23 protein-coding genes are annotated in these 23,636 nt (G+C 42.7%); 5 read left to right on the forward strand and 18 right to left on the reverse strand.

What is annotated here, in order from left to right; genetic code table 11:
* Positions 1–2 precede the first annotated feature (2 nt).
* The 14 genes from ACE5CV_RS10255 to ACE5CV_RS10320 all read right to left on the reverse strand — a co-directional run bounded on the left by ACE5CV_RS10255 (position 3) and on the right by ACE5CV_RS10320 (position 10,891).
* Positions 3–332: a hypothetical protein gene (locus ACE5CV_RS10255; protein ID WP_374950070.1), complete on the reverse strand. Its 330-nt coding sequence runs from the start codon at positions 330–332 to the stop codon at positions 3–5.
* 2 nt (positions 333–334) lie between these two features.
* Positions 335–955 (reverse strand): conjugative transposon protein TraK, encoded by a 621-nt coding sequence (traK, locus tag ACE5CV_RS10260; RefSeq protein ID WP_374950071.1) that lies wholly within the window; start codon positions 953–955, stop codon positions 335–337.
* 22 nt (positions 956–977) lie between these two features.
* Positions 978–2,180: a conjugative transposon protein TraJ gene (traJ, locus tag ACE5CV_RS10265; RefSeq protein ID WP_374950072.1), complete on the reverse strand. Its 1,203-nt coding sequence runs from the start codon at positions 2,178–2,180 to the stop codon at positions 978–980.
* A gap of 8 nt (positions 2,181–2,188) precedes the next feature.
* Positions 2,189–2,836: a TerB family tellurite resistance protein gene (locus ACE5CV_RS10270; protein WP_374950073.1), complete on the reverse strand. Its 648-nt coding sequence runs from the start codon at positions 2,834–2,836 to the stop codon at positions 2,189–2,191.
* Between the two features lie 10 nt (positions 2,837–2,846).
* Entirely contained in the window at positions 2,847–3,539 is a 693-nt protein-coding gene (locus ACE5CV_RS10275; RefSeq protein ID WP_374950074.1) for a hypothetical protein, read from the reverse strand.
* On the reverse strand, positions 3,526–4,209 hold the full coding sequence (locus tag ACE5CV_RS10280; protein ID WP_374950075.1) for a conjugal transfer protein TraI: 684 nt from the start codon (positions 4,207–4,209) through the stop codon (positions 3,526–3,528). Before ACE5CV_RS10280 ends, ACE5CV_RS10275 begins: the two co-directional genes overlap by 14 nt.
* Before the next feature lie 56 nt (positions 4,210–4,265).
* Positions 4,266–4,634: a hypothetical protein gene (locus tag ACE5CV_RS10285; protein WP_374950076.1), complete on the reverse strand. Its 369-nt coding sequence runs from the start codon at positions 4,632–4,634 to the stop codon at positions 4,266–4,268.
* 11 nt (positions 4,635–4,645) lie between these two features.
* The gene (locus ACE5CV_RS10290) at positions 4,646–7,090 is read right to left on the reverse strand and encodes a TraG family conjugative transposon ATPase (protein ID WP_374950077.1); all 2,445 of its coding nucleotides are present in this window, start codon (positions 7,088–7,090) and stop codon (positions 4,646–4,648) included.
* Positions 7,091–7,092: 2 nt separating this feature from the next.
* Positions 7,093–7,407 carry a DUF4133 domain-containing protein gene (locus ACE5CV_RS10295; protein WP_374950078.1) on the reverse strand — a complete coding sequence of 105 codons (315 nt, stop codon included), beginning with the start codon at positions 7,405–7,407 and terminating at the stop codon, positions 7,093–7,095.
* A 59-nt stretch (positions 7,408–7,466) separates the two neighbouring features.
* Positions 7,467–7,754 (reverse strand): DUF4134 domain-containing protein, encoded by a 288-nt coding sequence (locus ACE5CV_RS10300; RefSeq protein ID WP_374950179.1) that lies wholly within the window; start codon positions 7,752–7,754, stop codon positions 7,467–7,469.
* 63 nt (positions 7,755–7,817) lie between these two features.
* Positions 7,818–8,381 (reverse strand): hypothetical protein, encoded by a 564-nt coding sequence (locus ACE5CV_RS10305; protein ID WP_374950079.1) that lies wholly within the window; start codon positions 8,379–8,381, stop codon positions 7,818–7,820.
* A gap of 154 nt (positions 8,382–8,535) precedes the next feature.
* Positions 8,536–9,369, reverse strand: a complete 834-nt coding sequence (locus ACE5CV_RS10310) for an RteC domain-containing protein (protein WP_374950080.1) — start codon at positions 9,367–9,369, stop codon at positions 8,536–8,538.
* A 98-nt stretch (positions 9,370–9,467) separates the two neighbouring features.
* Entirely contained in the window at positions 9,468–10,622 is a 1,155-nt protein-coding gene (locus tag ACE5CV_RS10315; protein ID WP_374950081.1) for a hypothetical protein, read from the reverse strand.
* 95 nt (positions 10,623–10,717) lie between these two features.
* Positions 10,718–10,891, reverse strand: a complete 174-nt coding sequence (locus ACE5CV_RS10320; protein WP_374950082.1) for a hypothetical protein — start codon at positions 10,889–10,891, stop codon at positions 10,718–10,720.
* Between the two features lie 120 nt (positions 10,892–11,011).
* Here ACE5CV_RS10320 and ACE5CV_RS10325 point away from each other — a divergent pair, with 120 nt between their 5' ends.
* Together ACE5CV_RS10325 and ACE5CV_RS10330 are read left to right on the forward strand one after the other, a co-directional pair.
* Positions 11,012–12,067: a sensor histidine kinase gene (locus tag ACE5CV_RS10325; RefSeq protein WP_374950083.1), complete on the forward strand. Its 1,056-nt coding sequence runs from the start codon at positions 11,012–11,014 to the stop codon at positions 12,065–12,067.
* On the forward strand, positions 12,064–12,795 hold the full coding sequence (locus ACE5CV_RS10330) for a LytR/AlgR family response regulator transcription factor (RefSeq protein ID WP_374950084.1): 732 nt from the start codon (positions 12,064–12,066) through the stop codon (positions 12,793–12,795). The genes ACE5CV_RS10325 and ACE5CV_RS10330 overlap by 4 nt, the downstream gene beginning before the upstream one ends.
* 7 nt (positions 12,796–12,802) lie before the next feature.
* On the opposite strand, the gene ACE5CV_RS10335 is transcribed toward ACE5CV_RS10330, so the two are convergent.
* Together ACE5CV_RS10335 and ACE5CV_RS10340 are read right to left on the reverse strand one after the other, a co-directional pair.
* A complete protein-coding gene (locus tag ACE5CV_RS10335; RefSeq protein ID WP_374950085.1) occupies positions 12,803–15,781 on the reverse strand; it encodes a thiopeptide-type bacteriocin biosynthesis protein in 2,979 nt (992 codons plus the stop codon).
* A 515-nt stretch (positions 15,782–16,296) separates the two neighbouring features.
* Positions 16,297–16,941: a Crp/Fnr family transcriptional regulator gene (locus tag ACE5CV_RS10340; protein WP_374950086.1), complete on the reverse strand. Its 645-nt coding sequence runs from the start codon at positions 16,939–16,941 to the stop codon at positions 16,297–16,299.
* Between the two features lie 232 nt (positions 16,942–17,173).
* Here ACE5CV_RS10340 and ACE5CV_RS10345 point away from each other — a divergent pair, with 232 nt between their 5' ends.
* The 3 genes from ACE5CV_RS10345 (at position 17,174) to ACE5CV_RS10355 (ending at position 21,831) form a co-directional block, all read left to right on the forward strand.
* Positions 17,174–18,772, forward strand: a complete 1,599-nt coding sequence (locus tag ACE5CV_RS10345) for a GMC family oxidoreductase (RefSeq protein ID WP_374950087.1) — start codon at positions 17,174–17,176, stop codon at positions 18,770–18,772.
* Positions 18,773–18,799: 27 nt separating this feature from the next.
* Entirely contained in the window at positions 18,800–19,348 is a 549-nt protein-coding gene (locus tag ACE5CV_RS10350) for a DUF1569 domain-containing protein (RefSeq protein WP_374950088.1), read from the forward strand.
* Between the two features lie 218 nt (positions 19,349–19,566).
* Positions 19,567–21,831, forward strand: coding sequence for a histidine kinase dimerization/phosphoacceptor domain -containing protein (locus ACE5CV_RS10355; protein ID WP_374950089.1), 2,265 nt, complete (start codon positions 19,567–19,569; stop codon positions 21,829–21,831).
* A 10-nt stretch (positions 21,832–21,841) separates the two neighbouring features.
* On the opposite strand, the gene ACE5CV_RS10360 is transcribed toward ACE5CV_RS10355, so the two are convergent.
* Together ACE5CV_RS10360 and ACE5CV_RS10365 are read right to left on the reverse strand one after the other, a co-directional pair.
* Positions 21,842–22,651 (reverse strand): alpha/beta hydrolase, encoded by an 810-nt coding sequence (locus ACE5CV_RS10360; protein ID WP_374950090.1) that lies wholly within the window; start codon positions 22,649–22,651, stop codon positions 21,842–21,844.
* A gap of 8 nt (positions 22,652–22,659) precedes the next feature.
* Entirely contained in the window at positions 22,660–23,616 is a 957-nt protein-coding gene (locus ACE5CV_RS10365; RefSeq protein WP_374950091.1) for a transporter, read from the reverse strand.
* Positions 23,617–23,636 lie beyond the last annotated feature (20 nt).

Raw genomic sequence — 23,636 nt, forward strand, 5'->3', positions numbered from 1 at the left:
TACTATTTTTTTAGGGTTAATGAATCTGTTGGCTTTAGTGGTGCATGGTTCGGTTTGTTTGATGGCAGTCCAATATGCATTGGCTGGTCATTTTTCATCGGGTTATTCATTGCCATTTTGCCGTAAGGAACAAGCAGGCATAGGGTCAAAGCGCATCCCGATAGGACACAGAATGTTATCAGCAGCCATTGCTGTTGCTTTTTCGAAAACTGATTGAACCATTTGTTCAAAGTAATTGCCAGTGATGACTGCCACTTGATAATCTTCAAAGCGATCGTTTTTGCGAGTTGCTCGCTTGCATGATTTGGTTGCTGATGCGTTTTCCTGGCCATGGTTATTGGTTTTGAATGACGGTGTCACGATTGGCCAGTATCTGCCAGTGTTGGATCAGGAAGCCGTGCGGATTATTATCTGTTTGCAGTTGGATATCCCTTACTTCGCCCTGGGTCACCAGCTTCCGGTAAACCGTACCGCTGGATCGCACCAGTTTCTCGGTCGCGTAGCAGGTGAACAAATAGGGGAATTGCTTTCCGTCCAGCGCTGTACTATCAATTTTGATCTCCTGTGATATATTGGCAGATATCAGGTTGTTATAATACCCTGATTCCTGCAGGTTATCATATTGCCTTTTGGCGGACTCGTCGGCCAGGTAAAGCGCTTTGGATATATTAGCATGTATCGCTTTATCGTCCGGGCTTAGATCAAAAAAGTACTGGTGAAATGTTTTGATATGGTCGCGCAATTCTATAGGCAGGTTGCTGCTTCGGTCGGCAGCGACGGCTTCTAATACTTTCCCGTTATACAGAATATGAACCCGGCTCTGCGCCTGATTAATGACCTGATTGCTTTTGTAAATGCAAAAGCACATGGTAAACACATTGCCGATGATCAGGAAAATGCTGAATTGCCGGATATGTTTAAATGCGGTGTCAATATTTTTGAGATGAGTGAACATGGCTAAATGATTAAGTGGTGAACTATTTACCGGCAAGCTTTTGCTCCTGGTATTGATTTGCTTTACTGTCGTTGGTACCTGCCCCGTTGTACCCATCCATAAAATTGCCGGGTGCACTCAAAAGATTAGATGCCCCTTGCTGCATCCTGCCGCTTGTAGCAGATCCCGCCTGCACCGTAGTGTTAGCGGCATGACTGACCATCGTATTTACTTTTTGAAGTAAACCGTTACCGCCACCTGCATTAACGATATAGTTGGCGACGCTCGGCACGGTGAAATATCCGATGATGCCGATGATGAGGAAAATAAGGTAAGCGGTGTCTGTTGAGCTGAAGAAGGTATCTCCCGCGGACTGAACTTGAGAGATGTCCAGCTTCAGCATGTTTTCCTGTACCTTCCCGATGATAGCGCCGAAAATGTTTCCCACCGGTAACCAGAGAAAAACGTTGATATATTTAGCCAGCCAGGTAGTCAGGGTATGCTGAAAGCCGTCAAATACGGACAAACCTAATACGATAGGGCCGAGTATGGCCAGGACGATCAGGTAGAATGTTCTGATGGTATTGATACATAAGGCGGCGGCTTCGTAACACACCTGCAAAATTTCTGACATCCATTGCTTTATGCTGTTCCTGAAATTATACGATTGTTTATCCATCCAGAACTTCATACCCTGGTCTATGCTGTCAAAGACACCTGCATTGCCACTCCCGTCCTTATCATTGGGATGGGTATATTTGTACCAGTGATTTTCATCGCCATTGCCGCTTTCACCTACATACATCTGCCACGTTTCTGTCTTTTCAACGGCAGCTTGTTTAGCCTTAAGTAATTTCTCGATAGCGGCATTAGAGTTTTTAACCATACCACCGGTAGCGCTTACAGTAGGCGACATAATCCCGTTAATGACCGCGATAACCGTGGGGAAAAGCAGGATACAAAGCCCCAGTGCGAATGGCCTGAGTAAAGGATAGAAGTCTATCGCCTCTGCGCTTGCGATCTGGCGGTACACTCTTGCCGCGATATACCAAAGCGCACCAAAACCGGCTATCGCCTGTCCCACGCCGATCAACTGGCTGCACATGGGCAGCATATCATTATATACGCCGTCTAATGTGCCCTGCAGGCCGTGAATGTCGGTTGCAAGACCGTCCGCCCGGGAAAATAAAGGAAAAAGTATCCCTGTTACCGCAAGCGTTGCGGTTGTGATCATTGTCTTTTTCATAAGATTGATTAGTTAGTTATACCATAAAGCTGTTTAAGCGTTCGGGTATCATTCGTTGCTTTACTGCGCTGCAGGGATAGCGTAATTCCCTGATTGTTAAATGACCGGAGAAACTGAAACTTATCGGCAGTGGTCGCATAAATACGGTCAATGGCTTTGATCCGGTCGGCGTCAGACATACGCAGTTTATTTGCGGTGATGACATTAGTAAGTTCCCCGATATTATCCAGGGTTTCCACTATCAGCTTATTGTAGACATTACTCATGTAGTTGATTTCGCTGGCGCTGAAAGTCCCGCTTTGTCGGAATTGCTTAAAGTTTCTTTTGTATTCGCTTATTAAAGTTGACTGCATAGAGATGATCTCTGCGACACGTCCATAATTCCTGATTCCAGGACTGACAGCCATCAGCCCGTTTAGGTACACGCTGTGCAGGTTAAAATTGCCTTTGGACAGCGATGAGATCGTTCCGTAACCCTGCTGATAGATCTGATACCCGGTTTTCATATCTGATAATATGCTTTTCATTTGGGTCAGCTTTTCAATGTTCAACAATAGCTGCTGCAGTTCCTGCCCTTGTGCCTGACAGGGAGTTGATTGAAAAGTTACTAAACTGAAAAGACCGAAAACTATATATATACCACATTGCTTTTTCATAACCGTTAGCTTAATTGATACCATGAACCCGTTTCGATGCCACAACCTGATCCTGTTCTTGCTCACGCCTTATAGCCAATATTTTTACCTGTTCGGAAAAGCCGGTGGCGAATTTATAATTAGCCAGCATGGAAGCATGGATCTTAGACAGCAGTGTTAACCGGTCTGCATCACTCATCTCTAATTTGTTGTCACTAATGACGTTTTGCAATGCATTTAACTGCTGGTCGCAGTCATTTAAGACGGCAACACGCACATTGGACAAGTACTTTCTCTCTGCTGCGGTCATTTCACTGATCCCGTAGATCTCCTGCGTTTTCTTCAGGATATCTTGTTGCCAGGTCATAATCTCTTTGACCATCGGGTTGTTTTTCACAACAGGATCGGCCGTTTTCAAACGGCTATAAAAAGTCGTGTGCAAGCTGTTCTCCGATTTAAGGTAACCTGATATACTGCCCAACCCATTGGAAGCGATGCCGTAACCTTTTTTGAGGTAACCGGAATAAACCTGCAAGGCAGCGATCTGTTGTAACAGGTATTTCTTCTGCGTTTTCTTTTGTGAGAACCATTCCGCAAAGGTTTGAGCGTCCGCATTAGCAGCCATCCCCGCACTGATCGCCGAAAAAAGCGAAAACAATAACAGCGACCTGGCCCGCTGCCTGATCCCGGCAGACCTTGCTTTAATTTCCTTAATTGATTCCATAAAGCGATTGTGTTGTTTTGGTATCACCTGTTTCCTTACTGCGCTGCAGGCTGAGGATCTGATTTTGGGTATTGAAACGATGCAGGTCGCTATAGTTCTCGTCCAGGCGATTACCTGCGTGATTGACCAATTCGAGGCGCTGCTCATCGCTCATTTGTGTTTTACCTGGATTTACTACTAAAAGAATTTGGTCCAGATTCTGCACGCTTGCAGAAAGTATCCCGGAATAAACTTTTTGCATCTCCGATAATTCTGCTCGACTGAAGTGCTTATCCTGTTTAAGCAAATTCCAGGCACGGTTGTACTCCGTAACAAGAGCGATCTGTTTTACGGTAAGATCCTTGATGCGCTGGTAATAGGCTATAGTGGCCTTAACCTTCCATAGTTCATCATAATACCCGCTGTATAATTGCCGCTGCCCGCTGGTCCAATCGGAGATCTCTGTAAGTCTTAAGCGGGATAGCTGATTCTCTAATACTTTTTGGGCATTTTGAAGCCAGATCGTTTGGTTCTGCATGCGCTGCACTTTCAGGTCTATTGCTTTGATGACCTTGGTCACCGTTAACTTAATAACTTCGCTGACGACAAACTGTGCATTTGCTTTTTTTGCATTGAAGGAGACCAGCACAATGGCCAGGCTCACGGGTAACGTTACTTTTAAAATTTTCATAGCACCTCCTTTTCCGCTTGTTAGCAGATCGATTTTAAATGATGATATAATAGTGTTTACTTAATTTTTCGGTAGGTTCCGCCAAAAGACAACGTACCGGCGGTTATATTTAAATAGATCTGTTTTCCGAACTCAGACTCTGAAAGACGTTGCTTTTCTTTATCAAACGTAGCCATCCAGTGTTCCTGCTTAAATTCCTTCGCCAGAATCTTCCCCTCCCGTATACGATGATAACCATCTCTTCTTTCCACCTGAAAAGTACTTGCGGCTAGATTGTAAGCTGTAATAATAATTGTGTCGGTGGCTATACTGAACTCATTTTTGAAATGCATTACATACACACCTGAGACAGAATTTTCAGTTTTATGGCATGCGATGAAGATCAGCGAACAGCCGATCAGGATCAATAACATCAGTTTTTTCATATGATTTTTGGTTATACTTTATTATGGGCAATTAGTGCTGTAATTCCTTTCTCCATATTCCCATACCGGGCAGCAAATTCCTGAACTTTCACACGTTCTTTTCCTTCGGTTGTATAAGCGTAATATTCTTCCGGTGATAGCTCGTTCTTGAAGACCTTCATAACCTGTCCGCCAAGATCGATGTAGATCTCCCGGTTATCTTTGTTGACCGATAAGACCTGTTGTTTTCCCTTATCCGACATCCCGAGCGTATCCTGCAGCTTATCAAAATTGTTCATGAACTTGCGCATATCCATTAATATTTTGATATCAGCATTATTGATAATCGCATCCTTAATGATCGGGGAACTGATCAGGTCATCCAGTTCCTGGGTAACCACATTAGGCACCCCGTTAAACTTTCGCATGGTCTTAAAAGCGTACTGGATAAATCCAGCCATGCCGGAATTGGCAATGGCTTTCCAGGCTTCGTCAATGGTCAGAACTTTTCTGATCCCTTCCAGCTTTCGCATCTTGGACAGGAACATTTCCATGATGATCAGCGTAACCACCGGAAATAATATAGGATGGTCTTTGATCGAATCCAGCTCGATAACAACGAACCTTTGGTCCAGCAGGTTCAGGTTTTCAGAGGCGTTCAGCAGATAGTCGAATTCACCGCCCTGGTAATAGGGGCGCAAAACGTAAAGGAAATTATCTATATCAAAATCCTTATCCTTCACCCGCTGATCCTTCAGGATCTGAACATAGTGGCTTTGCAGATAATCATAGAACGAGTTGAATCCTGGGAATACTTCTTTGTTTTTAGCCAAATGCTGATAATAACCCTGAAGCGCATTCGAAAGCGCTACGTACTCGCTTCGAAGGAGGCTTTCGTCTTCCTGCTTCCACAAGGTGACCAGTAGCGCTTTCAGGCTTTCCTTTTTTTCAGTATCCAGCGATTGCGCTTGTGGAAGATAAAAGGGGTTGAACCTGATCGGCTTACTTTCCTCATAGGTAAAGTAATAACCGCCTACGAGTTCGCACAATCCTTTATAGCTGCCGCCGATATCTACCGTCACACAATGAGCGCCCTGGTCATACAGGGACCGCAGAATATGGTTTACGGTCATTGACTTTCCGCCTCCGGAAGTCCCGCAAACCAGCATACCCATATTGGAGGTGATGCCTTGATCACGTGGCGCGTCAAAAAGGTCTACATAAGTAGGCTTACCGGTCAAACGGTCACAAAAACGAATGCCGCTTGCAGGCGGGTCGCTGCGGTAATTGCTTTCCAGGTTTAAAAAACAAGTAGCTTGTTCCAGAAAAGTATCAAATGTATCGTTGACAGGGAAGTCGGACGCGTTACCTGGAATACCGGCCCACCAGATCTGTGCGGCACCATCCGACTCCTGCTTACTGCTGGCGCCGATCTGCGCCATTGCGGAACCGACCATATTCTTAATATCCTGCAATTCTTCAGTTTTGTCGGTCCAGGCCAAAACATTAAAATGAGCCTTAACCGGAAGGCGCTGTTGACTGATCGCTTCATTCAGAAAGTCGTTCGTGGCGTCCCGGCCGATCGCGTTTTCCCGGCTGTAGGCGGACAGCGATTGTAAGCGCAGTTTCTTTGCTTCCAGTTCTTTAATGCTTTTAGCGGTATCTCCGACAAAGAAATATTGGTTATAAATATGGTTGCAGTCCAGCAAAAGGTTAAGTTGCGCTGCAAAGCCCAAAGGGAATTTTGTTTTATCAGTGCTGTATTTGTCGTACGTAATCCGGCTGCCGCACAAAGCGGGCAGGTCCTCTGCGTCCCCGAGCGTAAATAACCGCGCATGCTGGTCACCGATCTGTAACCGGTCTTTAAGATGCACATCTTTTATTATAGGCAATTCATCCTGTTTTTGCAAAAAACAATATTGCTCCAGCAGGCCGGCTTTATGTGCCGTCCCGGTAAGGTCATCGTTTGTCAGCTTTTTGAGCCTGATAAATCCGCTATCACAAAGAATACGTTCAAACTGTCCGGCCTTTTCCAGAAATTCAGGTAACGCACGCTTGCTGGTCGTTTGTTTTGGAGTAATGCTTTTACGCATAATACCCGAAAAGCCACTGTTCGCTTGTTTCCTGTCCTCTGCTTTTTTAGTCAGCATTAAATAGCAGGTATGATCCAGGAACGGACGGCCTTTAAAGTGTCGGTCCGCGGCGGAGGTTAAGAAATTCTCCGGTAATCCCTGCGCGCCGGAATACCGATTACGGATATAGTAATCTTGCTTGTGAAGGATGCTGTGTTTTGGAAGTACCTTAACTGCTCTGATCCAGGACTGGTGATAGGTCTCATAATCTTCGTCCGAAAGCGTAAATATCTCGGGCAAAGTGACCTCGTAGGCCACGGTTATATCACCCTGAACTGATACCATACAGTTATGTTCCACTTTGTAGATAGGAAAAACCTGTTCTGCTTTGGTGAATAAAGCCATGATTATTTCTTTAAACGAGTGAATAGTTTGCGTGAATTAAATTTGAGATATCCTGGCATGTATCGTAGCGCGGTACGCTTCATCAGGCCATACCGGCCATATTTATGGCTGAGCCTGTATACCTGGTAGAACAATCCTATACCTAAAGCGGTAATTGTTAAAAAGCATATATAAACCGGCATTCCGGAGATATACATGACTGCGAACAGGATCAGCAGGCTGACAAGGCCGCCCGCCAGGTAACCGATGTATTGGGCCTTTAACCCTTTAAATTCAATCGGTTTATTGATCCCTTTATTGATTTGATATACTGGCATTGCCTGATCACCTTTCTTTTTTTAGTTGCAATATTTGTTGAAGCCCATCATTGTCGACTTTAAACTCCGAAAAACGATTTCAGAACTGTAGCGACCACCACCAGGAAGATGCAACTGCCAAACCAGCTGGAAGCAACCTTACCGGTATCGTGTTCGCCATCGTTCCATTTTTTGAATACCTTTATTGCACCCACCAGTCCGATAATGGCACCGATGGCATACATAAGGTTGGTTCCGGTATCGAAATAGCTTTTAACCTGGGAAGTTGCCTGGTTGATACCTGCGTTACCGTCCTGTGCGAAAGCGATTTGCAAATTGATCATGATCAGGATAATCAACACGCTCATTGATTTTAACCTGCAGTTGATGCTGTGCATTACTGTTTTTACTTGATTGGTTTTCATAGCTGTTTAATTTTGTTGTTCGGTTAGCCAATAATTAATTAAGTCGGTTTCATTTAGGGAAAACGGAAATTCCGGGGCGCCTTCTGACAGCAGGTAATCGTTGATCTGCTTTTGGTAGGGGGTGCCGGCCAGTTCCGGATACTTTTGAATGATCAGCTGAAAAAGCATCTCGAAATTCTCTTTGCTTTCACTGGATTCGTTAATCACTCTAATAAGGGTTTTAACCTCTGAAATCATTTCTGAAAAGTATCCGATCAGCTTGCCCGTATTTTCCATCGGTGAGGTTTCATTTGGTATTGCATCATCCGGGTAATCGGCAGGTGCAAATGATAGTTCCTCCTGGGAAACGAAGTCCACATCCTCCGCCTGTGCTTTTCCCATGATATCATAATCGGGAATTTGCAGGTCTCCGGTTATTGCCGTTTTTAAAGCAGGCTGTCTGCCGGTGAATTTTTGAAATACTGTCCGGATTTCATGTCTGTAAAAAGTCACTCCTACATACAGGTAGTACATGACGGCCAATAACATGATGCTGACCGAATAGGTGATCCATGAGATTTGGTGAAGCATAACAGTTGGTTTTTGCCGCAGCTCCATTGCTGCCGGCGACAAGACAAAATTGCGGAAAGACCTGCCAATATTACTCCGAGTTTGTCCGACTCGGAGTGCAACTATTTTCACTTTTTCATAAAAAAAGCGGCCTATAGCCGCTCCTGGTATCATTTTATTTCAGTTTTTTCTGTATTCGTAGCAGAAAAGCTTCCTTCATTTCGTCAATATATACCGTGGGGCTTGGGCGGCCGCACAGCCAGTCATAGGTGTCATAGAAATTGCCAAGCGAGACATTGAAAGATCTTTCAATAAATTTCACAATGCTCTTCAGGCTCTTTTTCCCAAATGCCTCGGTGGCATGCCAGCTATAGATCAATTCGATCAACGCACATTTGGTCTGTTTCCAATCAAAGTCACGGAATTCCGAATCCAATTGCACGATGGCGTCTTTCTGATTTATCTTCTGAATGGCCTGCTCAAGATATTCCTGCAAAAGTTCGCTCGCTAAAACCTGTGCTAGTTTATGATCATGCGTAGTGCTGAAAGTAGGATCAAAATCTATAACGCACTGGTCCGGGTCCAGATGAACGTCATAGTTACCACGAACAAAATAGTACTCATCCAGGTAAGTGGCCTGAGTCCTGACATATTGATAAAAAGATAAATTGCTTTCAAAAAAATGGTAAAGGATCTTTATCTCATTGGTGAAATAATCTGATACGACCTTTCCGTCTCCAATGGGCTTTCGGATCTCCAGGTTAAGCAAAGACTGATAAAATATCAGTTTAGATTTAAATTTTGGCTTTATTTTTTTGAAGAATTGAATTTCTTCTCCCGGTGTTCCGGGGTCATTCAGTTTACAGTAATCTTTTAGCTTACGCAAAGATTTTAAACATACATGGATCGATTTCTCCAACCTTTTTATCACCTGCTCATCTTCCAACATCAGGGCATTGAGATCCCTGCTCATATCAGCATAAAGGCGATCGCTAAATTTAGTTATCATCGGTATCGCGTTAAATTAAAAGCTTCGCCACCTGTTAACAGAAACGGGTGTTTCAAACAAAGCCTGAGCGTATCAATTTTTCATAGATTTCGCTTTAGTTATGGGAAATAGGTTTTATTTAAATAGTTGAGCATCTTTTGCAGATAGTCACGTACAACAGCAGCAGCTGATTGATCCAGATTGTAAAAAGCACGGCCAAAGCTTTTATGGGAGATATGCGGCTGCTTTTTCGTTGTAAAATTCGTGGTGAAAAAGCGGATGATCATTGCGATATTTTCAACCGGGAAACATCCTGTTTTGTAACAGATCCGGATGAATACCGCAAATTGCGGAACAGATAAATTTAGTGGTAATTGTAAAGATGGTGCTTTAAAACTTGTATGTTTTCCATCTGTGTTAATCTGTTCTTGAAGCCATGGTAATATAAAAGCATCGGTTGAAGGAAGTTCCGGCTGTATCGCCTTTTCGGGCAGTACAAAAATTGCTGCAAGTATCTTGATCTGGTCGTTTAAAAAATTATTTCGCTGTTTTTTGTCATTATATTTAGCGAGCTGATCTGCAATAAATTCCTGATGCCAATTAAAAAAATATAACGAATTCGCGTTCTGACGGTATAAGTCCAAAACAAGCTTCTCTGTTGTGGTATTTGTGCCGAAAATCAACATTTGGTGCAACATGCGCACGACGTTAAGGCATTGCTCGCTTTGCCGGTAAGATATACCTGCAACCAATCCTTCTGTAGCAACCTCTTCTGCCGATGCCAGGATGCATAAGATTAAGGATTTTTGTACCTGATCAGATTGATATGCTTTTAACGCTGCTTCGAAATACTTTATTTGTTGATTAAGAAGTTCGCAGTGATATATAGTGGTTTTGTGATCTATATCAAAATAGGTATAAAATTGACGGTGAAGAAAATCTAACAGGTTTTCAAGTTCGGTGACCAGCTCTTGGAAAGCAGTTCTCTGATCGGCTTTTATAGTTTCATTTAAATCCAAAGCCGGCATATACCTGCTGGTCTTATCCGACAGCCCGGTAATGCCGGCTTGGTGATATTGCACATAACGCTTGATCACCTGATCCTTTGCATTGCTCAACAGATCATGTGTCCACTTCTTCTTTAGGTCAGCGCATAGCGATTTTACAAGCCCAACCTGTTTAGCTGTAAAGTCGGGATAGCTCGTTGCGATTCCTTCGATTTTCAGAATAGAATCGACAAATTTTTCAAGTTCATATAATTCTGATCTAAGCAAATCTCAAAAGTGTTGGTTAACATATAGTTAATTCGAATTGTGCATTAAGCGCGCTTCAAGGGGCTTTATTGAAGATCTGTATGAAATTAATATTTCTATGCAGTTAACTTTTGCCCTGCTAAATGCGTATTAACAGTCGTTAGCGTGATAATCGTAACATTGGTAGGATCAGTCCCGGTTTCGCTGAACGCATTTCTCGATGTTGGTGATTTAAAATCGCAGATGGTATTGATCTGTTTACTTAGTTTTTTTGATTTGTCGTTTTTCATGGCTAAAAGTTTTAACCAAAATTATTTTGCCGGAAAGAGCTAACCAACTTTGTTACGTTTAGAGCTATTTGCTCTATGCAGAAAGTACAGAATGAATTCTTAATGACATGATTTAACCATATGATCAAAAAAGGTACTTTGCTTCGTCATGTTTTATGTTGGATAATTTTTATCAGTTATGAGCTGACGTTTATACATTTCAGCGTAGGAACACTCGGCCGCTTAACAAATTTTGTCGTATTCTATACCCTTAACATAACGCTGTTCTACGTCAATGCCCATATCCTATTGCATTTTGCATTTTTCAAAACATCAAAACCGTATCTTACTGCTATAGGTCTTACGATAATTGAATTACCGTTATATTTAATTATCAAATATTCCATTGATTGTGTAATAGCTGATCCTGCTCATCCAATCGCTGGACATATTCCACTGAATGATTTGTATGCGGTAACCAATATCTGGCGGGGAATTTACTTTATTGGACTTAGCATTGCCTATTGGTCAATGCTTTACATGATTCGATTTAAAGATCGTAATCACGAAATGGAAATCGAGCAATTAAAGTCAAGAGCAAAAACGCTTGAATTGGAAAATAAATATATGTCTGTTGAAAATGCGTACCTGCAAAATCAGATCAGCCCTCATTTACTATTTAACTCATTAAGTTTCATCCATAATGAAGTATATAAGGTGTCTGCCGATGCAGGAAACAGTGTTTCGCGTTTATCAGACCTGATGCGTTACTCCCTGGTTAGCGCGGATGAGACGATGACCGTTTCGTTAAGTCAGGAAACAGCACAACTGGAGAACCTTATTGAGCTTTGCCGAATGCGGTTCCGGGAACAGTTTTTCCTTCGATTCAAAAGAAAAGGAAAAATTTCCGATGTTAAGATTATGCCATTGGTGCTAGTCACGCTGGTCGAAAACGTAATGAAGCATGGCGATATGGGTGACAAAAAGCACCCCGCCCATATATCGCTCGAATTGGAAGGAAACCGGTTGATTTTTGAAACACGAAATTTAAAACGAAATACGAATCTTTATGCTAAAGGCGGATTAGGACTGAGGAATATTGAAAAAAGGCTCAGCAATTATTACCAGGGGCGGTATAAATTCCTGATTCATGATGAAGACGATCTGTTTGCTGTAAATCTAACTATTGATCTATGAATATTATCAGTTGCTATGTGGTAGACGATGAAGCGGGGGCGATAACACTGCTAAAAGAATACATTGAACGAACGCCGGGGTTAGAGTTGATCGGATCTTCAATTGATCCTGTTGCTGCACTGGATGACTTGACAAGCTCAAACGCCCCGGATATTACTTTTCTGGATGTTGATATGCGCTTGCTATCTGGCATGGACCTGGCAGGTATGGTCAACCTGTATACGACCGTTGTTTTCACCACTGCATTTTCGCAGTACGCGCTACAGGCGTTTGAGAAAGAAGCCTTTGATTTCTTACTGAAGCCGATTACCTACGAACGCTTTGCAAAGTGCATTCAACATGCCAAGCGAAAGCGGAAATTGATGGCTAAAAATGACTATCCTATCCGGGAGGACTTTTTCAATATTAAAAGTGAGACAAAGGGTAAAATGATAAAAGTAAAGTTCAATGAATTGATCTATATCGAAGGCGCGGATAATTATATACATATACACACAACTGCTGGAAAACATACAACTTATCTGACCATGAAAGATATGGAAAGCTTTCTCCCCAAACCCTTATTCGCCAGAATTCATCGTTCTTTCCTGATCAATGTTAATCATGTCAAGGTAATAGAGCGCGGTCAGATTCGGATGGAAAACGGCTATAACCTGGTCATGGGTGACTATTATAAAAAGCGGTTTTTGGATCTGATGGATGAGCATCTGGTTAAAACTGACCGTTAAACAACCCTCACGTTGATCGTTTATTACGGCCTTTGAAAGACAGCAGGTATTTATGCAGCAAGTAATAACAGATCATTTCCTGTTTGCGCGACTCATCTGTGAAAATCCGGTTAACGTGCATATGAATAATGCTGCGCAGGTAATCTGCATCCAGAGATCCAACCATAAGGTTTTTTATGATGGAAAGGCTACGTTTGAAATTGTTGCCCGCTTTTAAAGACCCGCTGAAAAGGCCTGCATCGGCAGTCTCGAAAGCTGCCAAGATCCCACTCGAAAGTTCACGGTACTTTTTATCAAGATCTACCTTGAAAGGCTTCTCGGTAAATTCCGGCAGGAATTGCTGAAAGCTGGTCAGCGTAAAATCATGCTGCTCATCGATATCGGAGATAAACGTGCTGATCATTATTGAAATCGAATAAAGTGCGAACGCGTGGGTGCTGGCAACGGATTTTGTCGTTGTATGTTTTAAGAATTGCAATACCAGTTCACTGCTCGTCCAGAAAAAGCGTTCTGTATTTTCCATTCCGCCTGCCGCATAACGTTCCAGTTCACGGCTATAAACATCGATCTGAAATTCTCGGATGACATGCTGCTGAATACGGTCTTCCAATTTCGTTTTGAAAGCAAGCAGGATTTCGTTTATCGAGCCCGGATCCACTTGCAACCGTAATCTGATATGGGGCGCATGATCGTCGTAACGGATGAAGAACCATTGACGGATATTATGACCTCCATAGCGCTTATGGAGCATGGGGGCTAATCGTAACAGCAGGCGGTTTACACTAATCTTGGGCGCATATACTTTCAGGTAAAGCCAGGAGGAGCCCGGAATATATTTACGCTGTAATTTGATTGGTGATTTTTTCAGGCTGGCTGGTTTTGGCAGCACAAAAGGTTCATCGGGTAAAAGATAAGCGTTATACTGCTTTATCGTCGTTTGGTTCAAAAACTCTTTGAAAACCACTTCTTTTTTTTGCCGTATAAAATTGCAGACCGACTCGATATCACGCTTACTTGTTCCGTCAAAAACCAATTCCTGGTCGCTTTCGACGATTGAAAAATAGCGTGCTAGTCCGATTGCGGTACTTAGACGGATGAAAGCGTCACCGGCCGCGTTAGTTTCTTCAAATAAGTTTTCGATCTCCTGTTCGGTAATTATCCAAGTGGCCAAACTTAAAATGGTGTCTTTGTACTCGACCCTTGGGTAATACCGAAGGCCCGGGAATAAATGCCGCAGGTTTAAACCCAGGTTTGAACGCCCATATTGATAAGGCAGGTCTGCCAGAAAACGGAATAATGGCAGTTTATTCAGGCTGTGATTATAAGCGGATGTAAGACGAGGGATCACGAATTTCTGATGCCGTCCAGAGAAAAGCATCACTTTGTTATGAATGATCCTGATATACAGGTCGGACAATTGAAGCTGTTGCTCTGCGGGTAAGGTAGAGGCCGCAGTTATCGGCAGTTCGTAATGATAAATATGTTCCCTGCGGTTTACATTATCAGTATGGGGATCGCCCAGATGCAGCAGTTCGGCGAAAATAAGATCAGGGTTTTGTGCTTCCAGTTCTCGGGCCATCATCCTTGCAGCAGAGGCTATTTTTTCATCAGCTATCGTAAATCGTCCCATTAATGCAGGAGCGTTAATACCGCCTGCGTTCTCAATAAATACTTTATTCTCCGAAACGCGAAACAGTACCGACATGCCAAGAATAGGCTCAGGCAGATTAGCGTTTTTTAGGTGCTCCAGGTCGGCATCCTGCAACCTGATCACCACCTCGTCTGATTTTTTACGAAGCCAGGATTCGATCAGCATACGATGAACAGAAGACCATATTCCGTCCGCCTTTACCAGATTTCTGTAGGGAATGTTCAGTGTTTCGAGGAGGGGGTTATTTCTCTCTATGTCAGGTAACTGGTAGCCAATACCAGCTTCCGGATCAAGCGCCTGTAAGACCGGTAATGTCTGGCCTTCGAAATTTTGCTGGAAAGATTGGATAAACTGTGATAGGTTGGCCGATGGTCCACTTATCGAAAGTAACTCCAATGCTTTAAGTCCATCCCGAAGTTTATGCTGAAAGTCCATCTCCAGTTTTGCCGAATTTTCCCGTAGTAAAATAACATTCAATTTATCCTGTGGTAATTTAACATCTGGTAACAGACTTTGAAAGTCATGCTCCAGTTGCGCTATGAACCGGGAATCAATGCCATTCGTACTGGTTTGCCGGGACCGCATGGCGAGTAACTTGCTTCTCATTTGGCTGTCATCAACTTTGATCGCTAATCGCGATAAATGATCCGTACCGGTAATGGATAAACGGTTATTATGGACGAGCAGTTGGGCATCAATCAGGAATTCGGCATAATCTTCAGCATCATTGATTGTACATTGCGCATAAAGTAAAACTTGACTGACGATCTCTCGCCAGGAGCATCCTAAGGTGCAGCGACGGATCAGGTCTTTCAGTAACCTGGAAAATGCAATGGATTGCAACTGGTACTCGCGTTGCTTGCCCGTTTCATCCAGGCTTGTCCGAAAAAAACGGTATTCATTCAACACCCTGTAGATGGAGGGATTACTTTCAAATATTGCCAGGTCTTTAGGCTGATTTGCCAGCAAACTGGTCCCGATTATATCCTGTATGGGCATCGCCGCCTCGATATGAGCGCTAAAATTGGCTGAAGTGGTTTTTGCGTCGTTTTTCTCTATCCAATGCGCCAGGGATACTGAAGCAAATAAGCCAAAAGGGGTAGGGCGAAAACAATACCGGTTTATATATTTTTGTAATGAATTTAATTCTTTACCCGTTAGTTTAGAAGCTTGAAACTGCTGTCGCTCTAAAACTGTGTAAAAAGAAATTGTAGCGACTCTTAGCGCACCAAGAAAAAGCTGGTCCTCTAAAAATAGCTGAATGTCGTTGATATAGTCAGCCGGGGTCCTGACAGGCATCCGTAAAAGCAGTTGCGGCGCAAAATGGTAGCTCATTTTTAAAGTCTGTAGTTGCAAAAAAGGTTGAGCATGGAAACAGGCATTTTCTGTAAAGGACAGCCACCATGCAATTTATATAGCGCCAGTCTCTTTACGCTACCATCGTTCCGGGAGAAATCAGAGCCTTACAATAGTACTGTCTGAACGCCTGTAGCACCTCGCTTCTGCAACTACAAGAGGAGTGCCAACTAACTAATACATTGACTGACAGTCTTTTCATATGAATAGGCCAGTTACTATCCACTATATTTAGTGAATTTACCTTGTGAAGCGCGATATATAGGGGAAAAGCAGACCACGTATTATTAATACGGAATTTACTGACGATGAATACACATTTAACGCTGTAATTCGATGCTGCATATTTCAATTCTCAGGAACTTACCGGTTTCCTGCGAGTGCTAATTTGCGTCTATGTAGCTGGTACCTTTAAATAACCTTTAACATACTTAAAAATTTAACCTGTTACAGTAGCATGAATTCTTCTTCATCTTAAAAATGTGTAATTGCGGTTACAATCCGCTCTCATTACTCTTAAGGTTTTTAACGCCACTTCTGATCCTGCTAAGAGATTGTGCGGTTATACCCAGATACGAAGCGATATGGTAATTGGAGAAGATATTGAGCAAGTAAGGTTCCTCTTTTAAAAATTTTTCATATCGGTCTTTCGCTGATAGGGTCAATAGCGAGAAGACACGATCAAAAGTATAGCTGTAAACTTTCTCATCTACAGTTCTTATCCATCGCTCGAAAATGGGAGACTTTTCTATAAGATAATCAATGTTTTCTTTAGAAAACCTTATCGCTTTAACTGCCGACACCGAAACTATGGAAATAGATGCCGGAGATGATGATAAAAAGCTTTTATAGTCTACTGCAAATAAATTTTTTATAGTGCTTACCGACGAATTAAAATAAAAAAAGAAAGTGGTTGTCTTGCCCCGGGAATTATTGAAATAGGAAATGGCTTCTCCTGAGATGATGAAATACACGTAATTACACACATTACCAGCATTCAGTATTAACTCCCCCTTTTTTATAGTCATTAGATGTGATTGCTGTGCAATCAATGCTTTAGTTGTGGCATCTAATGCAAAGCTTTCCTCAATATAACTGATAAACGGATTACAAAAATGATTGTTGGTTGATTCTTTCATTCTTATTAGATTATTAGCGCCGTTAACCTCGATCCGGCGGCCTTACGTTTCCTGACATTCAGTTTACTTAATAATTAACAAATGTGAATGCACGCCCATTTTAATAGGTTGAATTTTGTTCCGCGATACAAAGGTAATGGATATACCCGGCATGCATCCGGGATTTAAATTCAAAACACGAGGTCTGCACAGCGTCATGTCGCTTACATGATTGACTAAATAATTTTACCCTATGGAAACGATAAATGTTAAAAATGGTAAACCAGGTCAGGTTGACTCAAAATTAAATACGAATATACTTGCTCAGTATGATTATATCATCGTTGGAGCCGGTTCCGCAGGTTGTGTTATTGCACGTCGCCTTCTGGACGCTACAGAGGCGAATATACTGCTGATAGAAGCAGGAGATAGCCACACGGAAATTGATCAGATTACCGATCCTTTGCAGTGGTTGAGCAATATTGGAACTACTCATGATTATTTTTACCGCTACGAGCCAACGGCGCATATTAACCATCGGACAATTATTGCTCCGAGGGGAAAATTGCTCGGTGGTTCCGGCAGCATCAATGCTATGGTTTGGGCGCGTGGTAACAAAGCGGATTATGATGGCTGGGCAGCAGCTGGTAATAAAGGCTGGGATTTCGATTCAGTATTGCCGCTATTCAAAAAGATTGAGGACTGGGAATTCGGTGAAACGGAATTCCACGGCGCCGGAGGGCCAATTCATGTTGAGACTGCAAAAGAAATGCATAGGGCTGCCAATGCTTTGATAGAGGCAGCCGTATCTTACGGAATACCTTATTTGAAAGACACCAACGGGCTCAATTCCGAGGGTGTTGGCCCGATGAGTATGAATACGCTTCACGGCAAACGTTGCAGCACATTCACAGGCTATCTTAAGCCGGTGATGAACAGCGGTAACCTGACGGTGCTAACCAACACAAAGGTTACCGGTCTGGCCATCCAGGACGGACAATGCAAAGGCGTGAATTTCATCCATGATGAACATTATTATCATATAGGTGCATCCAGTGAAGTGATCCTGACAGCCGGGACGATTGAAACGCCTCGAATATTAATGCTGTCCGGCATAGGTCCGGCAGAAGATTTAAGTAAAATCGGTATATTATGTTCGGCGGACTTACCAGGTGTCGGCCAGAATCTCCAGGATCACCCGTTGATTGCAGGGCTTTGTTTCGAAACTGACGGCCCTCTTGGCCAGCCTACGCATAATTTACTGGGAAGCGCGTTGTATGCGAAAAGTGCCCAAGAGACGAAAACTGCGGATTTGATGATCATTCCCGCTCAGGGGCCGTTGGTTACTGACGAAATCGGTGCGAAGCATAAGATACCAGAATATGGCTTTACACTATTGCCTACCCTTGTAAAAGTCAAAAGCCGCGGTTTTCTTAAAATGGAAACAGCTCAATTCGACGGTCCTTTAGTCATTCAGCCCAATTTTTTGGCTGATCAGCAGGATCTTGAAGCTTTAACCGATGCTATCGAACTGTGTTTAGACCTTACCGCACAGCCTGCTTTCCAAACGATCATTAAAAACAAGGTAACCCCAGGACGGGTAAAAAACCGCCAGGACATCAAGGATTTCATCAGAGACGCCTGCGGCACGTATTTCCATCCTGTAGGTACATGCGCTATGGGGTCCGGTGCAGCTGCAGTTGTGGATAACCATCTAAGGGTGCATGGTATTTCGGGTTTGCGAATTGCTGATGCTTCTGTTATGCCTCAAATTACCTCCGGAAACACTAACGCACCAACGATTATGATCGCCGAATTTGCAGCGAATCTCATCTTGGCATCAGCACGATAATTTCTGAAAATAGTAACGTTCAAATAAATGAAGAAAAGAGCAATTTTTAACAAAGAGCTTTGGCAGTCATTTTTAGCTCTTGCCGGTCACTTTCTGAAATCACTGAATAGTCAGCGTATTAGAGGGGAAGACTTTTTTACAGAAGGTGCCTATCAGGAATTTAAAAAGCGAATTGAAGGTCTAACACAAGAAGCGCCTGCAATCTGGGGTACTATGCGGGTAGAACATATGCTGCGCCATGTTAACTTATCCATAGGATGCGGGCAAGGTCTTTATATTTTGCCAGATGAAAGCTATTTATTATCAAGGACATTGATTAAATGGATGGTAATTGACTGGTATAACGAGCAACCTAAAGGTTTGCGGCTACCATTGAGTATGGTTATACAGCCGGATGAAAGATTCGACTTTGAAACGGAAAAGAACCGCCTATTGGTACTCCTCGATAGTGCAACCAGCTCAAGGTCGCAGGAAGACTGGAAACCGCATTGCTATTTTGGAAAACTAAGTGTAAAGCAATGGGGGAAATTATGTATGCTTCACCTTGATTATCACCTTAAACAGTTTTCAGCCTGAAGATAGGGATGTACATAAGGTCGCTTCGCCAGTTGATTAAGCTTTTAACCTATCCCGTCGATAACAGATACAACAAAGACCATTATCGATACATTTTTCACTGGACTTGAAATATCGAGATTCATAATAAATAACTTGAGTTTATAAGACAGATTTCGCGACTTGGATTGCCATCGTTCAGAACCTGCATAGACATTTAAAGAGTTATTAAGCACTTAATGAAAGCGTTATTGATGTGTTTTGGATTATTGTTCTCTGTATCACTTTTTACCTCGGCGCAGACAAGATCGTCTTCAACTTCAGACGAGGTGCTTTTGCAAATAACAACCGCTAAACGGGACTCTAATCTTATTAAGACCTTGCATTCTTTACTCAAATACTATGTTCAAAAAAGAGGAAACTTAAAGATAAATTTAGACAGTGGCATCATTTATGGAAAACAGGCAATATCACTTGCAGATTCACTGCATCGACCTGACCTCAGCGACATAACTTTTTTGTTAATCGGGGATTCTTATTTGAAAATGCTGAATTATGATGAAGGAAAAGCATTTTATCTGAAGGCGATCAGTGATTACCAAAATAGCGGACAGCTAAAAAACGAAGCCCGTGCCTACTTTTTATTGGCTGCTAAAGCATTGTTTTACAAGTGCATTCGAGAAGAATTGCTTCTTTTTGGGAAAAAGTCGTTGGCTATTTCAACTAAAATAGGTGACATAAAAGGAATTCTAAACGGGCATTTGATTACAGGCACTTTATTCGACCGTTTGGGGTATCCCGATAGCGCAAGTTTTCACCTTTTGCAAACACTACCTTCCGCAAGATCGATCGGCGGTGAGGAAGCTTATAAAGTCTACATTTCACTCAGTAGCTTTTTTAGGATTAAAGGAGACAACGTAAAAGCCCTGAACAATGCGCTTGCGGCGTTGCAAAATCTCCGTGATCGGCATTACACCGAAAAATCAGGTCAATACGCTTATATAAATATAGAAATTGCAAGAATTTATGAAGCTTACGATCACAGGCAAAGCATAAAGTACTATAATGATGCGATGAATTACGCATTGATTAACAAAGATCAGGGAGGGATGATTCAATTCTATGAAGCGTTACAGGGCCTGGTAAACGTGATGTGTAACTCCGGACGGGCAAAGGAAGCCTCTGTAATTGCTGACCGGTATATTAAGCTGTATCCACCCGTGTTTAAGGGAGAGCAAGCAAGAATAGCCACCATTCATGCGCTTTATTATAATGCCGTTCATGAGAACAAGCTGGCAGAAAAATTTTATTTGAAAGCAGTTGAATTAAACAAAGATGATGCTTTGCTGCTTCCGGAATCGAAAGCTGCTCTTTCAAGATTTTATGCGCACACTAAACAACTAAGTAAGACGGAAAGCTACTTAGCCAATGTGAGAAACAAGAGACACGCTCTGGTTTTTATGGAAAAGGTACTTGAAGAGTATCAGTACTATCAAGTAGATTCGGCCAAAGGCGACTACTTCGGGGCGCTTAAGCATTACCGTCGGTATAAAGCATTAAATGATACCGTTTATAATGCAGAAAAGGCTAAGCAGATAGCAGATATTAATATCAAGTACCGAACAAAAGAGAAAGAGCAGGCGATCAGATTGTTAAAAAGCGAAAGTTTAAGCCAGCGTGCCGAACTTATTCATAGCCGGCTACAAAGAAATATTACGCTCGGCGGCTTAACACTATTTACTTTAATTTCTGGGTTGGTGGCTTACGGATATGCTCAGAAGCAGCGAAGTAACCGGCTCCTGATCTTGCAAAAGAAAGAGATCGATGTCAAAAACGAAAGGCTTGAGCACCTCAACGCGCGTCAGGAAACCCTGCTGAGCGAAAAAGAATGGCTTTTAAAAGAAATTCATCATCGGGTTAAAAACAACTTGCAGATTACCATGAGCCTGCTTTCCGTTCAAACACAAACGACAACCAGTAAGGTAGCTAAGGAAGCGCTATTGAATGGCCAGCGACGCCTGCATTCCATGGCACTGATCCATCAAAAACTTTATCAGTCAGACAGTCTCGCTTATGTCGAAATGGCAATGTACATTAAAGAGATGGTCGCTTATCTGAAAGACAGTTTCACTTATACCAGTAACATCAAATTTATAACAGAAGCGGAACAACTGAATCTTGATGTCGCACAAGCAGTATCTTTGGGCCTGATACTGAACGAAGCGATAACGAATGCAATAAAACATGCTTTCCCCGACAGAAGGAAAGGTGAAGTCCAGGTGAAGCTGTTGCATGACAGCACAGGATACTGGCATTTAATTATTGCTGATAACGGTGTAGGAATTTGCTGTAATGCACAAATGGTCAAAAACTCTTTGGGAATGGAACTTTTCAATGTCCTGTCCAAACAGGTCAATGGTACACTATGTATTGACGGTAAAGATGGTATGACCGTTTCCGTCAAATTTAAACCGATGGACTTTATGGTTAAAACGCATGTTTAATGCCGGTTATTCATTCAAGGCAGCCGGCTCTTATTTTATTTTGAAGCCAGTCATAAATGTACTGCGCATCTTGCTGCCAGGTCGGCTGTCCAAGTACAAAGTGATTACGGCCCGCAAATTCCTTAAAATCAATGACGGAACCGGATTGATACTTCTTGTAGTTTGCATAGTTTAGCTTTGAAGGAACAATGTGGTCCGTGCTGCCGGCGGTGATGAGCAAAGGCGCGTGATATTTTTTGAAATCGATATGTGCTGCTTTTGTCAGACCATCCCGAGAAATCAACTTAGATTCTGGAATACAATATTTTTCGTATGCCGCCTTTTGCTGACCCTCCGCCATGCCGTTCGTAAAGGCAAACTGCCATTGTTTAAACGTCATCATGAATGGTTTTTTAACCGAAGTGAAAAGGCCCAATGGGCCCCAAACTGCACGTAACATAGACAAGCTGAATGATATAACACCCTGCGGCGCAACCGGGTGAATGGCGACTCCTGCAGCGGCCAGATTACGCTGTAATAAGATCTGGGTAATCAGTCCGCCCATAGAATGGCCAATAAGAATTGGTTTTTCTGCCATTACGCTAATCTGACGTTCATAAAAGTCTGTCAAGGTGGTCAAGCGCATTTTAGCAATGGCTTCATCCGGATGACGGTTTCGCAGGGTGCTTGCAGATGCTTCTTTGTTTGGCCACGGTAGCACCAGGCATTCGTAACCTTTCTGCTCGAAGAAATTCTTCCATTTGTCCCAACAATCGCTGGTGACAAATGCACCGGTGATGAAAACGATCGTTTTTGAATGAATGTTTTTTTGAATGTTCATAATGAAGTTTAAAATTTATAAGATAGTTGCATTGCCGGACGCACGCCCTGTTGCCGGTTACGGACAGCGGTTTCCCAAAAGACTTTCCCTTCCAGAACAAGACGCTGGTTTGCAAGGTAGGCCAAGCCTGGACCTATGCCGAGTACCTGTTCTTTTGTACTTATAACACCATAGGTATCCTGAAAATAATGGCTCTTTCCGTTATTGGTATCCTCATTCAGCTGTTTTAAATAATAACTGCATATTTCGCCGCGAAACGTTTTATAAATGGTTTGTTCCAGGGAGAAATTTGCGTTATAAAACATGCCCGGGCGGACATCCGTACCAATAATGTCAGTGCTGTAGTTGATGTGATTACGTGAACTGAAACTGAAGCTCTTGTTAAAAAAGTAGGTAAATGAGTAATGGGCGGAAAAGGTAAAATGATGAGCACCAGGGTTGATCATGTCTTTTTTATTATAAGAACCGGTAGGCACGAAGACATCGATTTCCGCTCGGTGGAAATACAGGTGATTAAACAGTTTCTTGTTTTCCCATACCACTGCAGGTGCTAATATGATGTCACCTAATGCACCATTGTTTACTGTTGGCGTCGGACCACCGGCATTCGTTGCGGAAATCCGGATGACAGGCAGGAAAGCTGTAAATCCAAGTAACCCGTTAAGTACTTTAATTTTACTCAAGAAGACTAACTGGTGAATGGTAAAATATGAATTCACTTTCAGGTTAGTTTGAATTTTTCTTCCTTGCCCGTCCCTAAAAGAATGACCCTGATAAAGCTGCGTAAAGTTAGCGTAGTAAAAACCGGGGCCGGGCGTTATTCCATCTGTGATATTGGCCAGGCCAAGGTTCGCGGCAGGTAATGAGGGATCCTGTCCGTTAGCATTGGAAGACAATAACATAATGCCGGTTATAAAGGCCAACTGGACTTTAAATAAATGAGCTAGGATTGGGAGTTTTTTCATATTCAACAAAAAACAATAGG

The organism is Mucilaginibacter sp., from assembly GCF_964263795.1.
Lineage (GTDB): Bacteria > Bacteroidota > Bacteroidia > Sphingobacteriales > Sphingobacteriaceae > Mucilaginibacter.